The organism is Sulfitobacter sp. SK012 (genome assembly GCF_003352085.1).
Lineage (GTDB): Bacteria > Pseudomonadota > Alphaproteobacteria > Rhodobacterales > Rhodobacteraceae > Sulfitobacter.
Genome location: NZ_CP025804.1, coordinates 1,103,548 through 1,125,682, shown reverse-complemented (window position 1 = coordinate 1,125,682; position 22,135 = coordinate 1,103,548). Strand labels below are relative to the sequence as shown.

The window sequence follows — 22,135 nt, the reverse complement described above, 5'->3', positions numbered from 1 at the left end:
CATGTTTCGAAAATTGAGAAGAACGGGGGCGGCCCTTGTTATCACGATGTCAGCTGGATTGGCATGGGCGCAAGAAGTCCCGCCGATGGCAATGACGACTGAAATTCCAGAGGGGGTGACCACCCCGGACAACATTCAAACACGTGTTGGAGAACTGAACTTCTTTGACGGCGTCCCCGATGTCGAGTCGGCTCAAAAAGTCTACAACCTGCTCGACTTCACGCATGCCTATCAATCGTTCCTGGACGGCACCAAGATCGCCTCGATGAGCGCGATCCGCAAAGGTATCCTCGAATTCGGCCCTGCGAACACGACGGCAGTTCTGTTCGAAGAGCTGATGGACTCCAAGTCCCTCTTCCTGACCGCCAACACCACAAGCGTTTATATGTTCTCTTGGTTGGAGATGGGCGATGAGCCGATGGTCATCGAAACGCCACCCAACGTGCTTGGCTTTATCAACGATCACTGGTTCCGCTATGTCGGTGACTTCGGAAACCTTGGACCTGATGAAGGCAAGGGCGGTAAATTCCTAGTTCTTCCACCGGGATACGAGGGTGACGTTCCTGAAGGCTATAATGTCGTATCAACCAACACCTATGGCAACTGGGTGATCTGGCGCGGCTTCCAGAAGGACGGAACAACAACCGAGGCGGTGAACAACACCAAGGAGAAGTTTCGGATCTATCCGCTCTCTCAAGCGGATAGCCCACCGGAGATGACCTTCGTCAACGCGTCCGGTAAGCTTTTCAACACGATCCACCGTATGGATGTGAATATCTTCGACGAAATCAACGACGTCGTACAGGCCGAGCCGCTCATGGGTGAGAGACCTGAACTTCTCGGGCACCTCGCAGCCATTGGTATTGTCAAAGGACAGGCCTTCGAACCGGACGACCGGATGCAATCGATCCTCAAAGCCGCCGCAAGCGCAGGCGCTGTTACGGTCAAGACCGTCATCTCGAAGCCGCGTGATGAAAGATTTTATTGGTATCCCGGTGAAAGCAACTGGCTCACAGCCTTCCCAGGTAAGGCATACACTTGGGAGATAGACGGCGTCACGGTACACGATATTCGTGCCGCATTTCACTTCTACGCAACAGGTATAACGCCAGCTATGGCTGTAAAAGCCATCGGTAAAGGCTCACAATATGCGTTCACCTATCTCGACTCCAACGGCAACCCACTTGATGGCTCCAAAACCTATAAAGTGAACGTACCAAAGGACGTTCCTGCCAAGGATTTCTGGTCGTTTACACTTTATGACAATCAGACACGGTCGATGTTGCAGACCGACGCACAGTTCCCTGCAATCGGGAGCAATGATTCCAGCGTCGTGAAAAACGAAGATGGCTCTTACGATGTTTACTTTGCTCCTGAAGCTCCGGCAGGCAAAGAAAACAATTGGGTCCAGACTATTCCTGGCAAGGGGTGGAATACGATCTTCAGATTGTATGGCCCACTTGAAGCTTGGTTTGATCAAACATGGCGTCCGGGTGAGATCGAGTTGGTCAACTACGCGCAATCAGATGCAGACCAAGCTTCTACAGGGGAGACCGCCAAAGAGATTTCTCTGCGGATCACCGTTGATGGTCGGGTGTCGCTTTATGGCGTGCAGTTTGCGACAGGCTCGACAGACATTTTGCCGGGTTCCGAGATCACACTGGAAGCGATTGCAGGGATGATGGCGGACTTGCCTGACCTCAAAATCGCCGTTGTGGGCCACACCGACCATGTAGGTGGCTACGAACTTAACCTAGACCTGTCCAAACGTCGGGCCGATGCCGTTGTTGCCGAACTGGTCAGCAAACACGGCATCGAAGCCGGTAGATTGTTCGCAGCCGGGGCAAGCTTTCTCGCCCCCATAGCGAGCAATGAAACTGAAGAAGGACGGACACTTAATCGCCGAGTTGAGTTGGTTCGCGCGCCGTAATATCAACCACAGGCGGGGCACTCCTACGCCCCGCCTGTACACGCGTTTCACGTTAAATGTTGATGTCGAGACCGTTGAAAGCAGACGTTAAAATAGTGCCCGTTCAATGTCGGCAATTGGCGGGAAGCAGGCTTACCCGCATAGCAGATGTTTAGCTGTCCCATAACGATCGCCCGATTTGCGGCATTTACCGCTTTAGAATTTAGTGGTCCAGAACCTTGGGGTTAACGCAAGCGATACTCTTTAAGAGAGCGGTCCGTCACGCTCACGCGATAGTCTTGAAGGATTTTCCCACATTCATTTATCTTATGCTCGGCATATTCTGATTTGTTGTTTGGTAGTGCGAGTTCGAGAGTAAAGTGGCCTCCATAGATGGTGACCATCTAACTCGCGCGTCCTAACTCAGCAGGCTTACTTCAGGCAGGACATTCACCCACTCTTCCAGCTAATTCGTGATCCCACCCATCGGTTTGGCCCGTGTTCAACAGCTCCAACGTGGCATCTGTGGCGTCCATCAAATGGTCTGCCTCGAGTATCAATTTATTGGCAAACAGTTCATTGCCAGCGTCATGAGCTGCGCATGCACTCATCAGTATGCGCTGGCCTTGCACGCCGCTTTCAAGAGCAGCTGCGATCAGTTCACGCTTTGTCATCTAGTTAACTCCAATTTTCAGCCCCCAAGTGCCCGCACAGTTTAGCAAAGGCCCGCGTTTGGGTCCGGGACGTTTCGGATAATTGTTTATGCGGCAGCAGTACGCAACTGGCGTCCGGGACGCGGCGTACGAAAGTTAACCTTTAGGACGGGCCTGACAGGTCGCACTGTGCCTGGGTCACGTAGCGCTCCGCAAAACTCGCTGTGTGCAGCTTCGATATCATCCACTCCCCCACGAAGAAGCGTGACTGGGTCGGCTTTACCCTTGATCCGTGCAAGGAGTGCAGCATCTTTAAAAGGGGCATTCGGTCGTAAAATAAAAACGCTACGAACATCCGCCTTTGGGAAGTACGTGACGATCCGCGCACGGCCTTTGGTATTCAATTTGCACATCCAGATTTGGTTCTTGATCTTATCAAAACCGACCTGCGGTTTGGAACCTCGGGTCGCAAATGCATAGAGGACCAGTGCGACACCAACCATCGCAACCGGTAAGCTGACGCCGCGGTAAGCACTAAGCAAGTGGATCTCAGGCAAGATAAACAGAAGATAAGACCCAAGAAGCAGAACACCGACGATAACGCAAAGAGCCGTCTCCGCAAAATAGCGCGCCGCGTCATGTTTCTTGCGCTCTTCGAGAATGAGTTTGTTGTCGGTGACCCGAACATCGAGCGTGGTCCAGGTGTGCTGTTGCGGCTTTTGAAACTTCTTTGGTAAGGTCATGTTAGCTCTCCAAGAAACTACTTCCAGTTAAGAATGGACGCATAACTTGGCGTAGTATTGGCGCTCAAAAGTTCAACCAGAGGCTAAATTGTGGCCTGTTCGACATAAATGCGGAATGTTGGCCGTGCCTTAAAAATCCAAAAGGCGTTCGTGTGAAAGCAACAGCGTGCTTGGGTAATCAGGACTAAAGCGCCGAATTTTCCTGCATAGTCGGTCCAGACGCATAGCGCGGCGAAAGTCCGTTTTGGATGGTGGCCTCAACTGGTCGACGCAACACTTTAATCTTTAGAAAGAGATGGAGTGTTTTGAATGAAGTATCGTCGCAGGATTTACTATTCAGCTGAGCAGCGTGCCGAGATCTGGGATCGATGGCAACGTGGGGAGTCGATGAGTTCGATTGGGCGGGTCTTTGATCGCCAATCGTCGTCGGTATTTTCGGTCATCTCACCTACGGGCGGGATACGGCCGCCGGATCGCAGGCGTGGCAGTTCTGCATTGAGCCTCTCTGAGCGCGAAGAGATATCCCGCGGGCTGAGTACCAAGCAATCCTTGCGTGCGATTGCACGCCAGTTGCGACGTGCGCCCTCAACGATCAGCCGGGAGGTGCGGCGCAATGGCGGATCAGTCGGCTATCGTGCGTCTAGTTCAGATCAGGCTGCTTGGAACCGGGCTCTGCGTCCAAAGATATGCAAGCTGGCTTGTCACCCGACATTGGCCCGCGCAGTATCAGCAAAGCTACGGCGCAAGTGGTCTCCCGAGCAGGTTGCGGGTTGGCTCAAACGGGCGTTCCCGGAGGAGGCGCACAAACAGGTGTCACACGAGACTATCTATCGAAGCCTTTATATACAGGCACGTGGCGTTCTCAAAAAGGAGCTGCTGGCGCACTTGCGCGCAAAACGCACAGTCAGGCGTTCCCAGCATGCCAGCCTAAAGCGCAACGGTAATGGCCAGATTAAAGATGCTGTGTCCATCAGCGAAAGGCCTGCATCCGTCGAGGATCGCGCTGTTCCGGGTCACTGGGAAGGCGACCTGATTGGCGGATCGAAGAACAGCTATATCGCGACCCTGGTCGAGCGGCATTCACGATACGTGATGTTGGTGAAAGTCGCGAACAAGGACACTGAAAGCGTCGTCACTGCGCTGATCAAGTCGGCTCAGAAGCTGCCGCGAGAACTTTACAAATCCTTGACGTGGGATCGTGGCAAAGAGCTAGCAGATCATCCGCGCTTCACACTGGCCACGGATGTCGATGTCTACTTCTGCGACCCGCAGTCACCTTGGCAACGTGGATCAAACGAGAACACCAACCGGCTTTTGAGGCAGTATTTGCCAAGAGGAACCGACTTATCCGTTCATTCTCAGGCAAAGCTCAGCGCAATTGCAAGGCAACTTAACGAACGTCCTCGCAAGACCTTGCAATATCAAACCCCAGCAGAGAAGTTCGCTGAGTGTGTTGCATCGACCGGTTGAGGTCGCCATCCATTTCCTCTTTTTGACGCGGCATGCACATTTTGGCGATACCGGCGGAAGGCAATTTTCGCTAGAAGTACGATATCCCCAACTGTCATTGGCCAGGAGACCCTCACGGCTTTCGACTTCATTATTGTTGGCCTTTTTGACGTTTGCCCGAGACCTTTGGCAAGCGTTTCTGAGTGGGATGCATAGCGGTGTGTTGGCCGCCCCATTGCCGGAATACCCTTCGCACTTCTCTACATTCTCAATAAAGATGCCCCCACAAAAGGCGGCAATGCAGGTGGAGAAATGCGCCACCTTCATCTTCGCCATACTGGATTTTTAGGCCTCTAGCTTCCCCTGGATATCAGTGGGCAGATCAAAGCCCGTGCGAAGGTCGGCGTGGTAATTTGCAGCATTCTCAGAGGGTCAATACCGGTTACCCTAGATCAAGCTTACCTTTGACGTTGTTATACACCGGCTTCGAGATGTGAATTTCGCCAGGTTCAGCCAGTGCCTCAAGACGGGCCGCAAAGTTGACACCGTCACCAAAAATATCATCGCCAACATTGATGCCCATGCGATAGACAAGCCTTTGATCGATCGGCAGATCTTGCTCGCGAGCAGCCATTTCTCGTTGAACGTTTACGGCGCAAGAAACAGCATCGACTGCACTGTGGAATTCGACAAGATATCCGTCCCCAGTGGTTTTAACCAAACGGCCATCAAACTCTTTGATTGCCGGGTTTACCAGTTCTTTAAGACAGGCACTCTGACGCGCAACCGTTCCAGCTTCGTCACGTTGCATATGTCGAGAAAAGCCAACCATGTCAGCGGCCAAAATCGCGGAAAGCCGCCTATTTACTCTGTCTTGTGCCAATCAAAGCCTCTTGATTCGGGCCCAGTGCGTTGCAAATAAAGTTACTATAACCGCTTCAGGTGACCTTGGGAGAGAACCCCTCGCTTAGGTCAAATCCACGCTATGTTCGCCGCAGCACAGCGAGGCAAGGCGGGCACTGAGCACGCTGAAAGTCAGAACTTTCGTTGTGCACCTTGCAAGCTCGCGCCAGCAGCACGCGACGGGAATTTGGCTTTTTCGCCCCAAATTTCGCGGTCATTCTCAAAACTTCAGGCGGTACCTAAAAGAGGTTTTGACCGCATCCTGATCACCTCCCGATTTTACGCCAATGTTGGCTCACGGTCGAAACCGCTGTTGACGCCGGAACGTTTTCATAAGTCCAAAGCCTAGGCTTTGGACCACTCAAGCCGAACTGTAATGCTGGCCGTAGGGTAAACCCCTCACCTTGTTGAAGGGGTGTATATTATTAACATCCGCATCGGGCTGTGGCACGTCAATTGATCGCGAAGTGTCGCATCAAGAGGTGGCCGGGTCTCAAGATCGACCGAGCCAGGACTAGGAGAGCAATCGTTTCAGCACCCGTACCCTCCGGCGATCGGGCGGCGGCACTCTGCCGCTGGAATTGCAGCGACTTCGTGTGGAAAAAGTGGGTTCGCCGCTACGGGCGGCGGGTTAGACGTGCTTTTGGCCAATTCCGCATCACGATTGTAGCCCGATGCAAAAAACCGGCTGTCGTCCTTGGCAACAGGCTGACATGCGGAAAGGGCTGCGATGGCAGTAATGCTCAGAATAATGCGGGGTATCATAACAATCACAAATGCCTATTTTGTTTCATTTCCGAAATTTTACCACCATTTGCCTGCCTTGGCTACAAACGCGGAAATAGGTTCTGAACAAGCCCGCTCCGGTTCCAGCGCTTCCGGTAATAGACGGGAGCTTTGTTGAGGGGGCTAGGTCCTGAACCTATCAAGGTACAATCTGACAGTAGGCAGCGCGCCGGAACCGCTGATCTGAGCCCAGAGTTAAGGATATTGCGGCAAGCATCGGCGGCCGCATGTAGAAATGTATTTATTTGATATTCAATTCTGCCCCAACTCACTTCTGTGAGATGATAGGGTTCCATTTATGACGCGCAGTTGAATTTTGCGGACGCCACGATCCCAAGCTCTTGGCCGCAGGGCTATCTCTGCGCGCCAATCACGAATATGCTGCATCCACGATGAACTCTACCTTAAGCTCGGGACGGGCTAATTTGGCCTCACCGCAGGCACGCGCAGGCGCATGTCCAGTGGGCACCCAAGCGTTCCAGACTTCATTCAGGCCAGCGAAGTCTTGCATATCTGCCAGCCAGATGGTGACACGCAACATGTCTTCGCGTGACGATCCGGCCTTTTTCAAAAGGGTATCAATGTTGTCCAAGCAGATTTGCACCTGTTCCTGAATCGTTTCACCTTCGGCGACTTGGCCAGTCAGATAGGCAACACCATTGTGTTTCACGATTTTCGATGAACGTGCTCCAGTATCGATGCGTTCGATCATAAATTTTCCCTGCAATTGCGTGTGTTTCCAACCCCAAGCGAGATGGGTTGATTGCCATATGGTCACGGGATTGAAATTAAGGCAAACTCGATTCCATTGAATCTAATTCAGGAACTCTTAAATTGGCGATCAAGATCGATATGCTCAGATGTTTCACGACGGTTGCCACCCATGGCAGCCTGTCAGAGGCCGCCGATGCGCTTGGGCGAACGCCTTCTGCGATCTCTATGATGCTGAAGCAGTTCGAAGATCACGTGGGTTCCGCCCTATTCGAAACGGCGCGAAAATCCCGTCTTACCCCAATCGGAGAGCTCATTCTGACCGAGGCCCGCCGCGAGGTCGCCCATTTCGAAAACACGGTTTCGGTGATCGAAGGGTTATCTCGTTCCGAACTTGGCTACCTAAGATTGGCCGTGACGCCATCGGTGGCGACGACAGTAATGCCCACTGTGATCTTCAAATTCGCTGAGAAATACCCGAAAGTTCAGATTGATCTGCGCGACATGGACTCGGCCACGATCGCACGTGAACTGGACCGGGAGCGGGCCGATATTGGGATTGGCTCTTTTCCCGAAGTCGAAGGGATGCGCCGCACTGAGCTGTTCAGTGACGCGTTTGGGTTGGTGTGCCGCAAGGACCATCCGCTTGCCGAAAACTGGGAACAGCTGGCGTGGCGCACGATGGGGGACCAGACGATCATCGCCAATGGCCTGTGCGAGCAAATCACGGATCCGGATTTTGCGCCGGTTCTTGCCCGCTCGCGACTGATGGTCCACAACATGGCGTCTCTGTTAGGGCTGGTGCGGAAACGGGTCGGGATAACCGTGCTGCCTCGGCTGGCCGTTGCCAATTCGCTTGATGAGTTGGCGTTTTTGCCGCTCGTTGATGTAACGGCGCGACGGACCGTGCATCTGATGTCTCGTCCCAACAATCTGCTGATGCCAGCCGCGCGGGAATTTTTAAAACTGATCGCCGAGATGAAGCGGGATGGCAGTTTAATGCCAGATTCAAAATTCAGAAAAGCTGAATAAAACAACAGACAATTCTAAATGCTTGAATCGTTACGACGGGGTATCCTTGTCTTGCGCGCGTCTGCGGCGCCAGATTGAAAAGGATACATCATGCTCGACACTAATCTGAACCATATCGCCGGAGAATGGGTGGCGGGTGCATCTGAAATCGAAAACCGCAATCCATCAGACCTGAGTGATCTGATCGGTATGTTCGCACAAGCAAGCCCGGACCAACTGGATGCAACGCTGTCACATGCGCAGCGCGCACAGGTTGAATGGGCGGCTTACGGGATCGAACGAAAATACAACGTGCTGATGGCCATCGGCACCGAGATGATGCAGCGCGCAGAGGAACTGGGCACATTGCTGGCGCGCGAAGAGGGCAAGCCGCAAGCGGAGGGCAAAGGCGAAGTTTACCGCGCCGGTCAGTTCTTTACTTATTACGCCGCTGAAACACTGCGCCAGATGGGCGACACCGCGGATTCCGTACGCGACGGAATCGAGATCGACGTACGCCGCGAGCCTGTAGGTGTTGTGGCGGTGATTTCTCCGTGGAATTTTCCAACCGCAACCGCCTCTTGGAAGATCGCGCCTGCGCTTTGCTATGGCAATGCCGTGGTTTGGAAGCCTGCGAATGTGACACCCGCCTCTGCTGTGGCACTGGTCGAAATTATCACGCGGCAGGATATCCCCAAAGGTCTCGTTTCACTGGTGATGGGTGCAGGCAGCGCGATTGGTCAACGGCTGGTCGAAAGCCCCAAAGTCAATGCGATCAGCTTTACGGGTTCGGTACCGGTGGGCAAAGGCATCGCGGCCAGCGCCATTCAAAACCTGACGCGGGTGCAGATGGAGATGGGATCAAAGAACGCGCTTGCCGTGATGGATGACGCGGATCTGGAGCTGGCCGTATCGCTGGCGTTGGGTGGCGCATTTGGCGGGTCAGGTCAGAAATGTACAGCGTCGTCACGTTTAGTCGTCCACCAATCGATACATGATCAGTTCGTTGAAAAACTGGTCGCGGGTGCCAAGGCAATGAAGGTGGGCCATGCCTTGGAAGCGGGCACTCAGATCGGGCCCGTTGTGTCCGAGCAGCAGTTGAAAGAGAACCTCGCTTATGTTGATCTTGCGGCGGCGGAAGGTGCGGAACTGCTCTGCGGCGGTCAGCGGTTGGAAATGGCCACCGAAGGCTACTACATGTCCCCCGGTGTTTTTGTCGGCACCAACAATGACATGCGGATCAACCGTGAAGAGATGTTTGCCCCACTTGCATGTGTCATCCCCGTTGCCAGCTATGACGAGGCGCTGCATGTGGTCAATGATACGAATTTCGGACTGACGGCAGGTATCGTCACCACCAATTTGGCCCGCGCCACCCATTTCCGCCGCAACGCGAAATCGGGTTGCGTGATGGTCAATCTGCCCACGGCCGGCACCGACTATCACGTGCCATTCGGTGGGCGCGGTGACAGCTCTTACGGACCCCGCGAACAGGGACGTACTGCGGCGGAATTCTATACTATCGTGAAGACGGCTTATATCGCATCAGGTTCCCCAACATGATGCGGATCGACAATCTGCAATACGCCAACTGGTCGGAGAAGATATTCCGTCAGATGCGCGAGGGCGGCGTTGATGCGGTGCATGTCACGATCTCGTATCACGAGAATTTCCGTGAAACGGTGTTGAATTTCGAGCAATGGAACCGCTGGTTTGAACTCTATCCTGACCTGATCATAAAGGGCCAATGGGCCAGCGACGTAGATCGCGCCAAAGCCGAAGGCAAGACTGCGATCTTCTTTGGTTTCCAAAACCCAAGCCCCATTGAAGATGACATTGGGTTGGTAGAAATTGTGCACACCCTTGGCGCGCGCTTCATGCAACTGACCTATAACAACCAATCCCTACTGGCGACGGGGTGTTATGAGGCTGAGGATACCGGCATCACTCGTATGGGGCGTCAGGTTATCAAGGAGATGAACCGCGTCGGGCTGGTGGTAGACATGAGCCATTCGGCAGATCGCTCAACCATCGAAGCGGCAGAGATGTCCGAGCGTCCCATCGCGATCACCCACGCCAACACTCATGAATGGTCGCCCGCGCTGCGCAACAAGAAAGACGACGTGATCCGGGCCGTAACCGAAAATGGTGGGATGATGGGTTTTTCAGTCTATCCGCATCACTTGAAGGGCAAATCCGACTGCACGCTGGAGAGCTTTTGCGAGATGATTGCGCGCACCGCCGAGAAATTCGGCGCACAAAACCTCGGGATTGGAACGGATCTTTGTCAAGATCACCCCGACAGCGTGGTGGAGTGGATGCGCGTAGGCCGCTGGAGCAAAGAGATTGACTATGGCGAAGGCTCGGCCACGGCACCGGGCTTCCCACCAATGCCAAGCTGGTTCAACGACAATCGTGATTTCGGAAATATCGAAGCTGGATTGCGCACAACAGGCCTGAGCAACGAAGAAGTCGCAGGCATCATGGGCGACAATTGGCACAGGTTTTACGCGGATAACTTTACACCAATGATCTAGGGGGAGGACAGGCCATGCAGTTTCAGAAAGAGACATCCCAGACCATTGCCAAACGTGACCCAGCGCTGGTCATGCGGCTGTCGCGCCTGGGGTCATTTCATCAATCGCGCCTGTCCTTCATGCGGATCCTGACCCGCCGGATGACCCGTGAAAATTGGCAGTTCTCGCGCCCGGTCTTTGAATTTGACGCAAAGGGCGTTGGCCACGCCGTCTATTGCGTACACACACCTGAGCGCATCTATTCCCTGATCGCTTTTGGTCATGATTTGCCGCCTGAGGATCGCTCAGACCGGGTAATTGCTGAGGCGTGGGACAGCACCTTCACCCTGTTTGACGGCGTGCCGGACGCCGCTGATATTGCACGTCTGCGTCGAAACATCCCCCTTCAAGAAGCAGGCCGCGTGAGCGAAAAAGAGCTGTCCGTGTCACGCGCCAACCGGTCTGTCCGTCTGTGGGCGCATGTGGTTTCGCGCTTGGCTGCTGGTACGCAACCCGACCGCAGTGAAGTCGACAAAGTCGGATATCTGATGCGCACTACCGCCGTTTACGGATCGGGTAAACTGGGTGCGGCGGATCGTGAAATGATCGCGGATCGCGCCGAATGCAACGCGCCGTTTCAGATCGAAATGTTGTCAGTTTTTCTGACCCGTACTTATGTGCGCGATTTGGTCCAACATATGGCAAACCTAAAAGGCGGCGCGACGGCTGCCACCCTAGACGCGGATATCGCGCGCAGCTTGGGGATTGGAAATTCCACAGGGCTCGGCATGGCACCGTTCCTGATCAACCACCCGATGTTGTTCAACAACTGGGTCGCCGCGCGTGAACAGGCGATAGCCATTGTCCGCAACCTGCCCGCCGCCAACGAAGCGGAGGCCCAGAAGTTTTGTGGGCTACTGGAACGGTCAATTGTCTCTGCTGATATCTGGTATTCCGCTCACCCGATCCAGATCGAGAAGCTCAAGCAATTGCGTCACGACTTATGTGCACTGGCACACCATGTTGCACAAGCTGATTTGCTCAATGCCCATCCATGGGACCGGCTGTTTACATGGGCCGAGGTCACGTTGGCAGAGGATGCGCAGGAATGTTTGGCCTCACTGATGCTTGAGCCCTACGGTGCGCTTGTCGATCATCTAGCAGATCAGATGTCGGACCAAAACGCCGAAGCGTTTCGCATTGATGGCTCCATGCGTGTGGCTGAACTGCGTTCAATTATGGAAAACGCCTATGGCTGGGCATTGGACACTGATTGGTCGCAACCACAAAAATGCGCCCGTGCATGGTACGTCTCTGCCGAGAAATTGGAGCCGCGTCTGGGGGAGCGTTTCGAAGAACCGATTGCGCCATACGAGCAACCTTTAGCTCCCGGCAGAGATGCAGCGGCACTTTATGATGCACTGAAGGCGGCGGACAAAGATGCCCCCTTGGCCGCTTTCCTACTGACCCATCCCCAGCACCGCCACAGCGTCAGGCGCGCCCAGATCGTGGCGCGGGCACCCTATGCAGAAATTCGTGACAACACGATTGGGTCTGACCTGATGCCCATTGATATGTTGCGCTGCAAACTGTCGTTTTTTGGAGCCACGCATTTCGACCCAAGATCAGACCGATGGGTGCGGATATGCATGTTTGGCAATGCGCCCTACCCCGAAGAACTGGCGTCTGTTCAAGGGGATGACTGGTCCTATCCCCCTGCACAGCGGGGCGGCGCATGAGCCATTCTCTCAACGAAATAGCAGCCCATGCCAAACGCGCTGCACGCGGGACTGGCCTGTCCTGGGGCATGGCCGAGGAAGCAGCTCGAGCCACACGGTGGCTTGCCTCTCAAGATCTGGCGGGTCCTGCGCTGTTGTCTGATGTCTTAGCGAAAAACGATGGACTGCCCCATGCGCAGGTTGCGCCTGTTTCATTGAACGGTGAATGGCGCGCGCCTGAGGGAGATCTTTGCCCGCTCGCTGTCGGCACCACGTTAAGCGATTGCGCGGACCAGCTTGAGCCGGGGCGGCCTGTGAAAATGGCCAATGTGTCATACCCTTTGCTGGTATTACCATTTGCGGCGTGGGCCGCGATCCATCTCAAACAGCCTGTGCGGGTGACCTATCAAAACGTGCAGATCGACACGGATGGCGATGGGATTTGGATCGATGATCCGCACCGCGAAATCAACACAAGCAAAGCCAAAGCGCTGACCTGCCAGATTGCAACCAAACGCACAGATGGTGCCAAACTCCCGGGTCTGCGCGGCACTGTGACACCTGAGATCTGGGCCCGACTGGACGCGTTTGCGCAACGCACATTTGCACCCGCAACCGATGCCTCGCGCCTGTTGGGGGCCGGTGCCGGCGTGTCTGATAATGACTAGGACCAAACAAACAATCCCGCAGTTAAAGCGCCAACCGGCTGCGAGAAATCGAAATACGGCGCAACCAAAGAAACAGGGGACCAAAAATGTCTATTAAACCACCCTTTACCGAGTTGGAGATCGTAAAGGCTCCCTCCGGTTTTTACGAAGGCTACAGCCTTCCCATCGCATTGGTCAGTAAGGCGATCATGGTCGCGCTGGTCGTCTGGGCGCTCGTCTGGCCCGGAAATGCCAGCAGCGTTCTATCTGCCGTAAACGGTAGCTTGCTGAACGGCTTCAACAGCTTCTACATCGTATCCGTCGGTCTGTTTGCGTTCTTCCTGTTTGTCTTGGCCCTGTTGCCAGCAACCGGCAGCAAGCTGTTGGGAACGCCAGGAACTGTACCGGAATTCTCAAACTTCTCATGGTTTTCGATGATGTTCGGCGCCGGCCTGGGTGTGGGTCTGATGGTCTTTGCGACCGCCGAACCGCTCGGCCTGTGGGGCTCAAACCCTGTTGTGATTTCTGGCGACGTGGCTCCAAACTCTGCTGAGGCGGTGCAATCGGCTTATCGCTACACTTTCCTGCACTACGGTTTCCACGCTTGGGCGATTTATGTGCTGACTGGCCTGTCGCTGGCCTATTACGCCTATACGCGTGAAATGCCGCTGACGATCCGCTCGGCACTGACGCCGCTGTTAGGGAAAGCCGCAAACGGTTTTGTGGGCCATTTGGTTGACGTATTGGGCGTTGTCGCAACGATCCTTGGTGTATCAGTAACCATCGGTTTTGGTGTCAGCCAGTTTGTTGACGGTGTTTATGCAGTTTCCGGCGCTGAATGGCTGATGAATGGCGATGCAGATGCTCCTAAACCAAGCACCGTCGGTCTGATTGCAGCCCTGCTGGTGATCATGAGCTTGTCCATTTTGTCCGCCGTCTCAGGTGTGGGCCGGGGGATCAAATACCTGTCGAACCTCAACCTGGTTCTGTCAGTGATCTTGCTTTTGACCTTCGTTTTCTTCGGCTCGTTCCTCTTTGCGATGACAAAGTTCGCTGCCGGTCTGGCCGACTATATCCTGCACTTCGTTCAGATGTCCTTTGGAGCCTATGGACCGCAGTCAGCCGACGCGTTTGCAGCGGCCATTCCTGAGGCGGCTAAGGCGTTGCCCGCGGAAGATGTCGCGGCGATCTACGGCTCTGCCACATCGCCTTGGGGTTCGCTGCCCGGGTTCACCGAAGGGTTGCCAGCCTCTGCTGCCAACTTGGACGCCGAGGCCATCTATGCCGCCGGTGAACAAGGCCGTCAGTTTGGCTGGCAAGCGGGTTGGACCACGTTCTACTGGGCTTGGTGGATCGCGTTCTCGCCTTTTGTTGGCTTGTTCCTTGCGCGTATCTCCAAGGGCCGCACCGTGCGTGAGTTCATCTTTGGTTGCGTCATTGCGCCTGCCATTGTGTGCTTCTTGTGGATGACAATTCTGGGTGGAACAGCGATTGATCTGGAACTGAACGGCGATGCCGCAGGGTCGTTGATCGGAGCGACCAACACGGCCAAATTGTTTGCAACGCTTGAGCAAATGATCTCTGGCGGATTCCTGTCGGCCATTACGGTCATGTGTGTTGTTTTGATTATGACGTTTCTCGTGACTTCGGCTGACTCCGGTATTCTGGTGATGAACACGATCATGTCCGGTGGAGAGCAAGAAACCGGCATCAAGCACCGCATCATCTGGGGTCTAATCCTCACGGCGGTGATTGGTGCCTTGATCATCGCAGGCAATAGCGGTGCCGAGGCGAACCCCTTCGGAGCACTGCAAAATGCGATGATTATCGGAGCCTTACCGTTCACGATTGTCATGGTGTTCATGATGATTTCCCTCGTCAAAGCGCTGTATCGCGACAGCATCAGGGCAAAACACAACTAGAAAGCCAAAAGCATAGGCCGCGAGAGTTTCGCGGCCTATTGCATTTTCAAAGGGTGGCCAGACGCCAGGCTAACCATCGATCATTCCTCGACGGCCATTTGAGTGGCCGTGTGGAACAGACAGCTCGCAACTTTCCTAAGCGTATCCCTGAGCCAACAATTCCATTGATCAATTCAGAAAGCAGAGCTAGCCGCGTTTGACGTAGAGGTTCGGTTTGCCCCTCAGAGCAGTCATTGGAGGCCGTCGCAGCGAATGGCGGCTTAGAGCCCAGAGGAGCCGTTTGGTTCAAGCCCAACATTAGGTTTTTTGAGCGGGAAACTGATTTTCGCTTCAAACTGTCAAATTGCCTGCTAGGCTGGATAAACCCGTAATACGTTACAGCTAAAGTTTCTAATTGCCGCAACTGTGGATCAATATTCTGCCATCCTGCACCGATGAAAATTTTATCTGTGATCGTTTCAGAGCACGCGAAAACGCTAAACACAAAGCAAAGCTAGGAGAGAAAACATGGCGATAGAAAGCTTTAACCGTTGCAAAATGCCTTTGGTGAAGGCTTTCAGTTTTGGGTTATTACTTTTTGCGTCCGTTTCTGCCTCGAAAGCACAGGACCCTGCACGCACGATTGTTGGCTACTCAAGCGAACTTAGCGTTCGGCCTGGAGATACGGTCGAGTTCATGGTCAATTCTGTCGATAGCGGGTCCTACAAGGCTGACCTTGTGCGCGTAATCAACGGCGAATCTCAATCTCTCTATTGAGACCAGTTCTTAGTTGAACACGCTCCCTCGTCTTTCGAAGGCGAGTATGAAGGAACGCCGCAGGCGCTGAACCTTGGCTCCTACATTCACATCCAAGATACCGCGGTCTTGGACAAGCTCGACAGCTTTACCGTCAGTGGTTGGATCTATCCAGTCTTTGACACGGTTGGCTATGAACCTCCCGATCTCGAAAATCCTGATCCGTTTCACCCACCAACATTAACGATGGCACCAGAGATCGTCGATAACCCCCAAACCGTGGTATCCCGCTTTGATGCCATAACTCAGACGGGCTGGGCGCTTCGCTTGAACCCCAAGATGCAGCTTGAATTCGTGGTTGGCCAAGGAACCGGTACTGTCCAAACGTTTACAATTGATGAGCCTGTGCAGGGTTGGGGATGGGCTTATGTCGCCGCATCTTACGATGCGCAGGCTGGCGTGGTCAGCGTTCATCTGAAGGAGAAACCTTACTCGCCAGGAGACCAGCAGACAGCGCGAACTCTGGCGGCACAAGGTGACGTATCGACCGTTCCACAGGCTGGACCGATGCGCATTGCAGCAGTACGAAATGGGCCGGGCGCGGCCAATGCGATTTTTGAAAAGCCGGGACATAACTTCAACGGTCGAATTCAGGATGTCAGAGTCACAAACAAGGCACTGAGCGTCGAAGAAATCGATGCGATGGCAGATCCTGTTGTGCCAGATGAGCTGAAGCCGTTCGTCATCGCGGATTATGATTTCTCACAAAAAATCAGTTCTGCTAGCGTAGTGGACATTTCACCGACCGGGGCCAATGGAGTTGTGGTTAATCTTCCAAACCGCGGCGTCCGTGGACGGTTCTGGGCAGGCGAGTCAATCAACTGGAATGAACGGCCGGATCTCTACGACGCAATAACCTTCTATGCCGATGACTTGTACAGCGCGGAGTGGAGTTCAGATTTTTCGTATACCGTTCCCAAAGACCTCAAGAGCGGCATTTACTCGGCTCGACTCACCCAAGGCGATTTTGTTGAATACATTGCCTTCTTTGTTGCAGCTCCAAAGGGAAAACCGTCGGAAAGGCTCGCCGTCTGGGTCTCGGACTACAACTACATGGCTTACGCGGGAATTTCTCTCGGCGTGACAGCGAAACAGAACTACCCGAGCCACAACTGGAATGAAGCGGATCTACAATTCATGGCCGACAACCCAGAATATGGCAGCGGAGGCGTGTACAACACCCATGTCGATGGACGCAATTTTGCATACGGAACTCGCCTGCGGCCTGATCTCGGAATGAAACCCGGAGCCTTAACTTATAATTTCACACAAGACACACATGTCACGGCCTTCCTTGAGAATTTCGGCTTTGGCTATGATGTAATCACGGATGAGCTAGTCGACGAAGAAGGCTTGGACCTACTGAACCAGTACGATGTGGTTATCTCCTCTACGCATCCTGAATACGTGACGATTGGAATGGTGAACGCAATCGGTTCTTTCACGGCAGAGGGGGGGCGGTTCATGTATGTTGGAGCGAACGGTTACTTCTGGTCTGTTGGGCAACACGCCGAGTTACCGGGTGTGATGGAAAGCCGCAACTTCTTCGATATTGCTGATCGCTATCTCAGCAATGGCACACGCGGAGGCCTCATGATCGAAACAGGCATGCAGCCAGGAGCGATTGTTGGCCTTGAGACATCAGCGATGATTTTTAATGGTTCAAGTGCCTATCGACGCCTTCCTGATTCCGAAAACCCTAGAGGCGCGTGGATCTTTGATGGAACATCGGAAGGTGACGTGTTTGGAGATTATGGCATCGACCGTGTTCACGGCGCGGCCGCAGGCTTTGAAATTGATAAGTTTAACCCAAGCAACGGTGCTCCGCGCCATGTGCTTAACCTTGCAACCTCTGAACCGCTAAAAGAAACAATCGAAGAAATCAAATTATCCACCTCGCCAATTGCAGTTTATTACACACCTGCCTCGCCTCCAGATCATGGCCAGGCAGATATTGTGTTCTTCGAAACTGCGAATGATGGCGCTGTTTTCTCAACAGGGTCCATCACTTGGATGAGCTCCACACCAGAGAAAAACTACGAAAACGACGTTGCTAAAATCACAAGGAATGTCGTGGAACGGTTCCTAGACGCCCGCGCAGTGTTTTCTTAATCAAAACGTCTACGCTACTAACAGCCAAATCTCGACCTACAGAAAGCCAGCGGCTGCTGGTAAAGGGAAATCCAGTACGGGCGGTCTCTGGAGACTCGCTTCGAGTCTGTTGCATCTTCGCCTGTAGTCAAAGACGCGCGCCCGGAAAAACGCTTTTTCTAAATAGAGTTTCAAAAGAGTGCGTTTTTGTTGATCAAAAACCCATTGCAGCCCCGTCTTTGCGGGGATCTGATCCCGCCGCATACCCATCGTCTTTGAGACGACAGACAAGTTGTGCGCCGCCAAAACCAAATGCATTGTCAGGCGCTTCAAGCGACAAGATATGGCCAAGTGATCCCAACGCTTCCAAAGTCGCTGTTTCCATTGTGTCTTCGCAAGCGACCTCTAAACCTTCGACAAACCGCCAACGTGGGGCGTCAGCGGCCATTTGCGGATCTTGCCCCCAGACTTGGGTCCGCAGGACCATTTGGACGTGGCCTTGCGCCTGCATCGGCCCTCCCATGACACCGAAACTCAATAGGGGACCGTCTGGGCCCATTAAAAAGCCAGGAATGATGGTGTGAAAGGGGCGCTTGTTTGGTCCAACTCGGTTGGCACTTTCGGGATCAAGAGAAAACCCAGCCCCTCGGTTTTGCAGCGCAATGCCCGTGTTTGGCACGACGACACCGGACCCGAAGCCCGCGTAGTTTGACTGAATGAACGATACCATCATACCGGATGCATCTGCCGCAGACAAATAGACCGTACCGCCGTTTTTGGGTGCCCCTACGTTGCAGTCTTGCGCGCGTTTCTCGTCGATCAAGGCCGCGCGACTTGCCAAATATGCATCGTCCAAAAGAGCCGACGATGTGACGCCTGTCATGTAATCTTCGTCCGCGACGTAGGCTTCTGCATCCACAAGTGCCAATTTCATGGCTTCGATTTGGAGATGAAACGCTAACGGGTCGTCCGCCTCAAGGTCGCGGATCGTGGTATGGGAAAGGATGCCCAAAGCCATCAGGGCAGCGATGCCTTGGCCATTGGGCGGAATTTCGTGCAGTTCTAAGTCATCAAATTTCTTAGATATGGTACCGCACCAATCCACGGTGTGTGCGGCCATATCATCTTGGGTTAGTGCCGCGCCGTGTTCAGCGGCAAAGTCACTAATTGCCTTGGCCAATGCGCCTTTGTAAAACGCCTCTCCTTTGGTTTCAGCAATCAACCGAAAGGTCTTGGCAAGGGGCGCATTGATAAAACGTGTGCCAGCTTTCGGCGCTTTGCCGTCAGGTAAGAATGCATCTGCGAAACCGGGGTAGCCGCCCAGCGCCTCGGCTGCATTTTGCCAGAGTTGGGCAACAACGGGCGTTACTATGAACCCGTTCTCTGCATAGCCGATTGCTGGCTCAAACAGATCAGCAAACGGCAGTTTTCCGAAACGATCCGACAAAGCGACCCAAGCCGATACGGCACCGGGCACAGTGACGCTTTCCCAACCGCGAAAAGGCATAACTTCGTGATCGGCAAATCGTTCAGGGGTCCAGCCAGCTGGGGATCGCCCAGACGCATTCAGGCCGTGAAGTTCTTTTCCGTCCCAGACAATCGCAAAAGCATCCGATCCCACACCATTGCCGGTGGGCTCCACCAAAGTCAGGGTAATTGCAGTTGCGATTGCGGCGTCGACTGCATTGCCGCCCCGCATGATCATGGACAACCCTGCCTGCGATGCCAAAGGATGTGACGTGGCCACAATGTTTTCGGCCAAGACCGCAGAGCGGCGCGAAGGATAAGTATGGTTGGCGCGAATATCCATGGAGGTGTCCTTATTTTCAGTACTTTAATGTGTGTCTATGAGGTTTTTCGCCATCATCATATGCACGCCTTTTTCGCGATTTACTGTTTGTGTGATCCGCAAATCCCCTGCAAGGCTACACAACATATAGGCATCTTCGCGACTTATTCCCGCCCGCTGTGATACAAGTGTGATCATGTCGCGCAACGCCATTTCTGCGCAGCGATCAAGATCAGGGTCCATGCCCATCGTGATATAGTGGGTTGGGGTTTCGGCTTGCGGATAAGACAGATCCCGGTTCTTCAAAACGGTCAACCGAAAGCGCCCCTTCAAGGCCGTTTCAATCGCCGTGACGCAAACCTCGCCATCCCCCTGTGCCCCGTGCCCATCTCCACAAGAAAACAACGCCCCTTCGGCAAAAATCGGCAAAAATAACGTGGTGCCAGCAACAAGTTCTTTGTTGTCGATATTGCCTCCATGTACCCGCGGTTCGATCGTGGAAATGCGGCCCCACGTTGGCGGAGGAGCCACCCCCATCACGCCAAAGAACGGAGCGAGTTTAAGCTCTAACCCCCATGGCAGGGTTGCGACCCCTCGCTCTGCATCAAGTGGGATGATTGTGTGGTGATGGTTTGGGAAGTCATTCGGCAGCGTACCTTTCAAGGGTCCCAAAAAGTTGAACCCCCAGTCTTGCCGCAATGAGACGTCCAGAATGTCGACTTGCAGCACATCACCCGGCATCGCACCTGACACGGCCACAGGACCGGTTAGGATATGTCCCGGAACGGAAGGGGCACCCGCGGCGTGCATGTCCAATAGTTCGGAGGGGACATGATATCCATCCCCCGGGAGGTTCTTGGGGCCACCTGATATGGAGTCGATTATGATCTCTTCACCGCTGGAAATTGTCACGGCGGCTGGCAAAGCGGCGTCGAAAAAGCCCCAGTGGCAGGTTTTTGTCGATGCCTTCAAGGTCGCATGGGTCATGGGTGTTCCCTCAGTTTTAAGCGTGTGTCTTCAGGATGCGTTCGATCAGGATTTGTACCCGCAGCGCTTCGTCAATTGTCGCCAATCGGTTCGGCTTATTTTGGACGCACAAAACTAGGTCATCTAACTGTGCCTTTAGACCCGTTGCTCGCGTATCTGCTGGTTTGTTTCCAATGGGTACAAAATCCCCACCCGAAGACATCGCATCATCCGCAAAATTCGAAATACGTCGACTTACCTTGGACCCCTTCACGGTCACTTCTTGCCTGTCAGGCTGTGCCCCGCCAACGCTGCCCATGATCGTCACGGGCAGGCCATCTGCATTGACCAGCCGCGCCGCGACATGGGTCTCACACAGATCGCCCTGTGCCGGGTAGTCAGGCTGCGCCCAAACAAGTTCAAGGGGCCCAAGGATACGTTCGCTAAAGAACAAGAAATGCGAGATCACCTCGCGTGTCATGCCGCCCTCATTGCGAAACCGCAGCCAATCCGCTGCCTTTTGCCATGCCCGGGGCCAATCTGCATAGGTGACAACAATATCGACCCCCATAAGGTTGCCCATATCCCCCGCCTTTGCGGCCATCGAGACATCGGTCAAGGCGGCCCCAGCGGCCTGCGTGAAGTTCACAGCGGTGGGGACATTGGACAGCGTCAGGTTTTTGACCAGATCGCGGCTTTCGTCCACATCAACACCAAGTGGTTTTTCGAGAAATACCGCTTTACCTAAGGCAGCTGTGGCCTGCGCGTACGCTTTTCTCGGCGCAGGGGGGCAGGCAAGGTAAACCAAATCGGCCGTGGCAATCGCATCTTCTGCGGACGCAGCCAGTACTGCAGCGGGAGCCAATTCTTGGGCCACCCGACACGCTTTAGCATCAGGGTCCCAAATTGCAGAAACCGTGTATGCAGGGTGCAGCGTCATGTGTTCAAGCATGCGCTGGCCCATGATCCCCAAGCCGATGATTGCTGTTCTAATGGTCATGTCGGTCTTTCAGTTATGTGAAATTCATCGTCGGACAACACAACGCATTCGCCGTGTGCCGTGGTGCTGTACGCCTGCTCTCAGGCGGGCTGGCGTTTTGAGGGCGCATCTGGGGACAACCCCCCTCAGGGCCTAGACAGCCCTTCAAAGGCCTTCACTCGAAGAGCTGGTTTCAAAGTTCAACATGAAATTTCTCTAATATAAAACGGTTAGCCGGCCAAACTACACACAAAGAAACCCCGCAGCCAGTGGACCAGAGATGATCCGATATCTGGAGGTTTGTGCTTAACCGCTTTCATCTGTCAATTTTGCACGGCGTCAGAACCAAGACAAGAAGCCACCATGCAAATTCAGATTGGCGGACAAATTTGGGGACGTTAGAAGCGCAGCACGACCCAAATTCCTACTTACATCAAAAAAACTTGGTGCGGGGTGCAAAAGAAATCCGCCACGTCCTTACCTTATATTATTGATAAATAACAATATAAGGCCATTACACCACATAAAATACCCCTTTGTATTTTAA

The 22,135-nt window shown here is 53.9% G+C and carries 18 protein-coding genes; 10 read left to right on the top strand and 8 right to left on the bottom strand.

Features of this window, described 5'->3' with window-relative positions; all coding sequences use genetic code 11:
* Position 1: 1 nt before the first annotated feature.
* Positions 2-1,930, top strand: coding sequence for a DUF1214 domain-containing protein (locus C1J03_RS05665; protein WP_114884534.1), 1,929 nt, complete (start codon positions 2-4; stop codon positions 1,928-1,930).
* 416 nt (positions 1,931-2,346) lie between these two features.
* Here C1J03_RS05665 and C1J03_RS05660 read toward each other — a convergent pair whose 3' ends face one another.
* Positions 2,347-2,583, bottom strand: a complete 237-nt coding sequence (locus C1J03_RS05660; protein ID WP_114884532.1) for a hypothetical protein — start codon at positions 2,581-2,583, stop codon at positions 2,347-2,349.
* 86 nt (positions 2,584-2,669) lie between these two features.
* On the bottom strand, positions 2,670-3,305 hold the full coding sequence (locus C1J03_RS05655) for a hypothetical protein (RefSeq protein WP_114884530.1): 636 nt from the start codon (positions 3,303-3,305) through the stop codon (positions 2,670-2,672).
* Positions 3,306-3,614: 309 nt separating this feature from the next.
* On the opposite strand from C1J03_RS05655, the gene C1J03_RS05650 reads away from it, so the two are divergent.
* Positions 3,615-4,775, top strand: a complete 1,161-nt coding sequence (locus C1J03_RS05650) for an IS30 family transposase (RefSeq protein ID WP_114883801.1) — start codon at positions 3,615-3,617, stop codon at positions 4,773-4,775.
* A 421-nt stretch (positions 4,776-5,196) separates the two neighbouring features.
* Here C1J03_RS05650 and C1J03_RS05640 read toward each other — a convergent pair whose 3' ends face one another.
* The 3 genes from C1J03_RS05640 to C1J03_RS05625 all read right to left on the bottom strand — a co-directional run bounded on the left by C1J03_RS05640 (position 5,197) and on the right by C1J03_RS05625 (position 7,155).
* Positions 5,197-5,637 (bottom strand): adenylate/guanylate cyclase domain-containing protein, encoded by a 441-nt coding sequence (locus tag C1J03_RS05640; RefSeq protein ID WP_216825900.1) that lies wholly within the window; start codon positions 5,635-5,637, stop codon positions 5,197-5,199.
* 551 nt (positions 5,638-6,188) lie between these two features.
* Positions 6,189-6,422, bottom strand: a complete 234-nt coding sequence (locus C1J03_RS05630; protein ID WP_114884522.1) for a hypothetical protein — start codon at positions 6,420-6,422, stop codon at positions 6,189-6,191.
* Positions 6,423-6,813: 391 nt separating this feature from the next.
* Positions 6,814-7,155: a RidA family protein gene (locus C1J03_RS05625; protein WP_114884520.1), complete on the bottom strand. Its 342-nt coding sequence runs from the start codon at positions 7,153-7,155 to the stop codon at positions 6,814-6,816.
* 122 nt (positions 7,156-7,277) lie between these two features.
* Here C1J03_RS05625 and C1J03_RS05620 point away from each other — a divergent pair, with 122 nt between their 5' ends.
* The 8 genes from C1J03_RS05620 (at position 7,278) to C1J03_RS05585 (ending at position 17,875) form a co-directional block, all read left to right on the top strand.
* Positions 7,278-8,186, top strand: a complete 909-nt coding sequence (locus tag C1J03_RS05620; RefSeq protein WP_114884517.1) for a LysR family transcriptional regulator — start codon at positions 7,278-7,280, stop codon at positions 8,184-8,186.
* A 90-nt stretch (positions 8,187-8,276) separates the two neighbouring features.
* Complete coding sequence (locus C1J03_RS05615; protein ID WP_114884515.1) at positions 8,277-9,728, top strand: aldehyde dehydrogenase family protein; 1,452 nt, start codon at positions 8,277-8,279, stop codon at positions 9,726-9,728.
* Complete coding sequence (locus tag C1J03_RS05610; protein WP_174234494.1) at positions 9,728-10,702, top strand: membrane dipeptidase; 975 nt, start codon at positions 9,728-9,730, stop codon at positions 10,700-10,702. Before C1J03_RS05615 ends, C1J03_RS05610 begins: the two co-directional genes overlap by 1 nt.
* A 14-nt stretch (positions 10,703-10,716) precedes the next feature.
* Positions 10,717-12,420: a hypothetical protein gene (locus C1J03_RS05605; protein WP_114884511.1), complete on the top strand. Its 1,704-nt coding sequence runs from the start codon at positions 10,717-10,719 to the stop codon at positions 12,418-12,420.
* Positions 12,417-13,067: a DUF3726 domain-containing protein gene (locus C1J03_RS05600; protein ID WP_114884509.1), complete on the top strand. Its 651-nt coding sequence runs from the start codon at positions 12,417-12,419 to the stop codon at positions 13,065-13,067. The genes C1J03_RS05605 and C1J03_RS05600 overlap by 4 nt, the downstream gene beginning before the upstream one ends.
* An 86-nt stretch (positions 13,068-13,153) precedes the next feature.
* Positions 13,154-14,968 (top strand): BCCT family transporter, encoded by a 1,815-nt coding sequence (locus tag C1J03_RS05595; protein ID WP_114884507.1) that lies wholly within the window; start codon positions 13,154-13,156, stop codon positions 14,966-14,968.
* A 507-nt stretch (positions 14,969-15,475) separates the two neighbouring features.
* Positions 15,476-15,724: a hypothetical protein gene (locus tag C1J03_RS05590; protein WP_114884504.1), complete on the top strand. Its 249-nt coding sequence runs from the start codon at positions 15,476-15,478 to the stop codon at positions 15,722-15,724.
* Positions 15,725-15,949: 225 nt separating this feature from the next.
* Positions 15,950-17,875, top strand: a complete 1,926-nt coding sequence (locus C1J03_RS05585) for a N,N-dimethylformamidase beta subunit family domain-containing protein (RefSeq protein WP_302661621.1) — start codon at positions 15,950-15,952, stop codon at positions 17,873-17,875.
* A gap of 193 nt (positions 17,876-18,068) precedes the next feature.
* On the opposite strand, the gene C1J03_RS05580 is transcribed toward C1J03_RS05585, so the two are convergent.
* Genes C1J03_RS05580 through C1J03_RS05570 form a run of 3 tightly spaced genes read right to left on the bottom strand, consistent with a single transcriptional unit; the run spans position 18,069 to position 21,609 of the window.
* Positions 18,069-19,664: a gamma-glutamyltransferase family protein gene (locus tag C1J03_RS05580; RefSeq protein ID WP_114884500.1), complete on the bottom strand. Its 1,596-nt coding sequence runs from the start codon at positions 19,662-19,664 to the stop codon at positions 18,069-18,071.
* A gap of 24 nt (positions 19,665-19,688) precedes the next feature.
* Entirely contained in the window at positions 19,689-20,630 is a 942-nt protein-coding gene (locus tag C1J03_RS05575) for an acetamidase/formamidase family protein (protein WP_114884498.1), read from the bottom strand.
* Positions 20,631-20,646: 16 nt separating this feature from the next.
* Entirely contained in the window at positions 20,647-21,609 is a 963-nt protein-coding gene (locus C1J03_RS05570) for a Gfo/Idh/MocA family protein (protein ID WP_114884496.1), read from the bottom strand.
* Positions 21,610-22,135 lie beyond the last annotated feature (526 nt).

What these genes read in the sequence shown, in the direction of transcription:
- C1J03_RS05665 (WP_114884534.1), top strand. Translation starts at nt 2, where the DNA reads ATGTTTCGAAAATTGAGAAGAACGGGGGCGGCCCTTGTTATCACGATG.
- C1J03_RS05660 (WP_114884532.1), bottom strand. Translation starts at nt 2,583, where the DNA reads ATGACAAAGCGTGAACTGATCGCAGCTGCTCTTGAAAGCGGCGTGCAA.
- C1J03_RS05655 (WP_114884530.1), bottom strand. Translation starts at nt 3,305, where the DNA reads ATGACCTTACCAAAGAAGTTTCAAAAGCCGCAACAGCACACCTGGACC.
- C1J03_RS05650 (WP_114883801.1), top strand. Translation starts at nt 3,615, where the DNA reads ATGAAGTATCGTCGCAGGATTTACTATTCAGCTGAGCAGCGTGCCGAG.
- C1J03_RS05630 (WP_114884522.1), bottom strand. Translation starts at nt 6,422, where the DNA reads ATGATACCCCGCATTATTCTGAGCATTACTGCCATCGCAGCCCTTTCC.
- C1J03_RS05625 (WP_114884520.1), bottom strand. Translation starts at nt 7,155, where the DNA reads ATGATCGAACGCATCGATACTGGAGCACGTTCATCGAAAATCGTGAAA.
- C1J03_RS05615 (WP_114884515.1), top strand. Translation starts at nt 8,277, where the DNA reads ATGCTCGACACTAATCTGAACCATATCGCCGGAGAATGGGTGGCGGGT.
- C1J03_RS05610 (WP_174234494.1), top strand. Translation starts at nt 9,728, where the DNA reads ATGCGGATCGACAATCTGCAATACGCCAACTGGTCGGAGAAGATATTC.
- C1J03_RS05605 (WP_114884511.1), top strand. Translation starts at nt 10,717, where the DNA reads ATGCAGTTTCAGAAAGAGACATCCCAGACCATTGCCAAACGTGACCCA.
- C1J03_RS05600 (WP_114884509.1), top strand. Translation starts at nt 12,417, where the DNA reads ATGAGCCATTCTCTCAACGAAATAGCAGCCCATGCCAAACGCGCTGCA.
- C1J03_RS05595 (WP_114884507.1), top strand. Translation starts at nt 13,154, where the DNA reads ATGTCTATTAAACCACCCTTTACCGAGTTGGAGATCGTAAAGGCTCCC.
- C1J03_RS05590 (WP_114884504.1), top strand. Translation starts at nt 15,476, where the DNA reads ATGGCGATAGAAAGCTTTAACCGTTGCAAAATGCCTTTGGTGAAGGCT.
- C1J03_RS05585 (WP_302661621.1), top strand. Translation starts at nt 15,950, where the DNA reads ATGGCACCAGAGATCGTCGATAACCCCCAAACCGTGGTATCCCGCTTT.
- C1J03_RS05580 (WP_114884500.1), bottom strand. Translation starts at nt 19,664, where the DNA reads ATGGATATTCGCGCCAACCATACTTATCCTTCGCGCCGCTCTGCGGTC.
- C1J03_RS05575 (WP_114884498.1), bottom strand. Translation starts at nt 20,630, where the DNA reads ATGACCCATGCGACCTTGAAGGCATCGACAAAAACCTGCCACTGGGGC.
- C1J03_RS05570 (WP_114884496.1), bottom strand. Translation starts at nt 21,609, where the DNA reads ATGACCATTAGAACAGCAATCATCGGCTTGGGGATCATGGGCCAGCGC.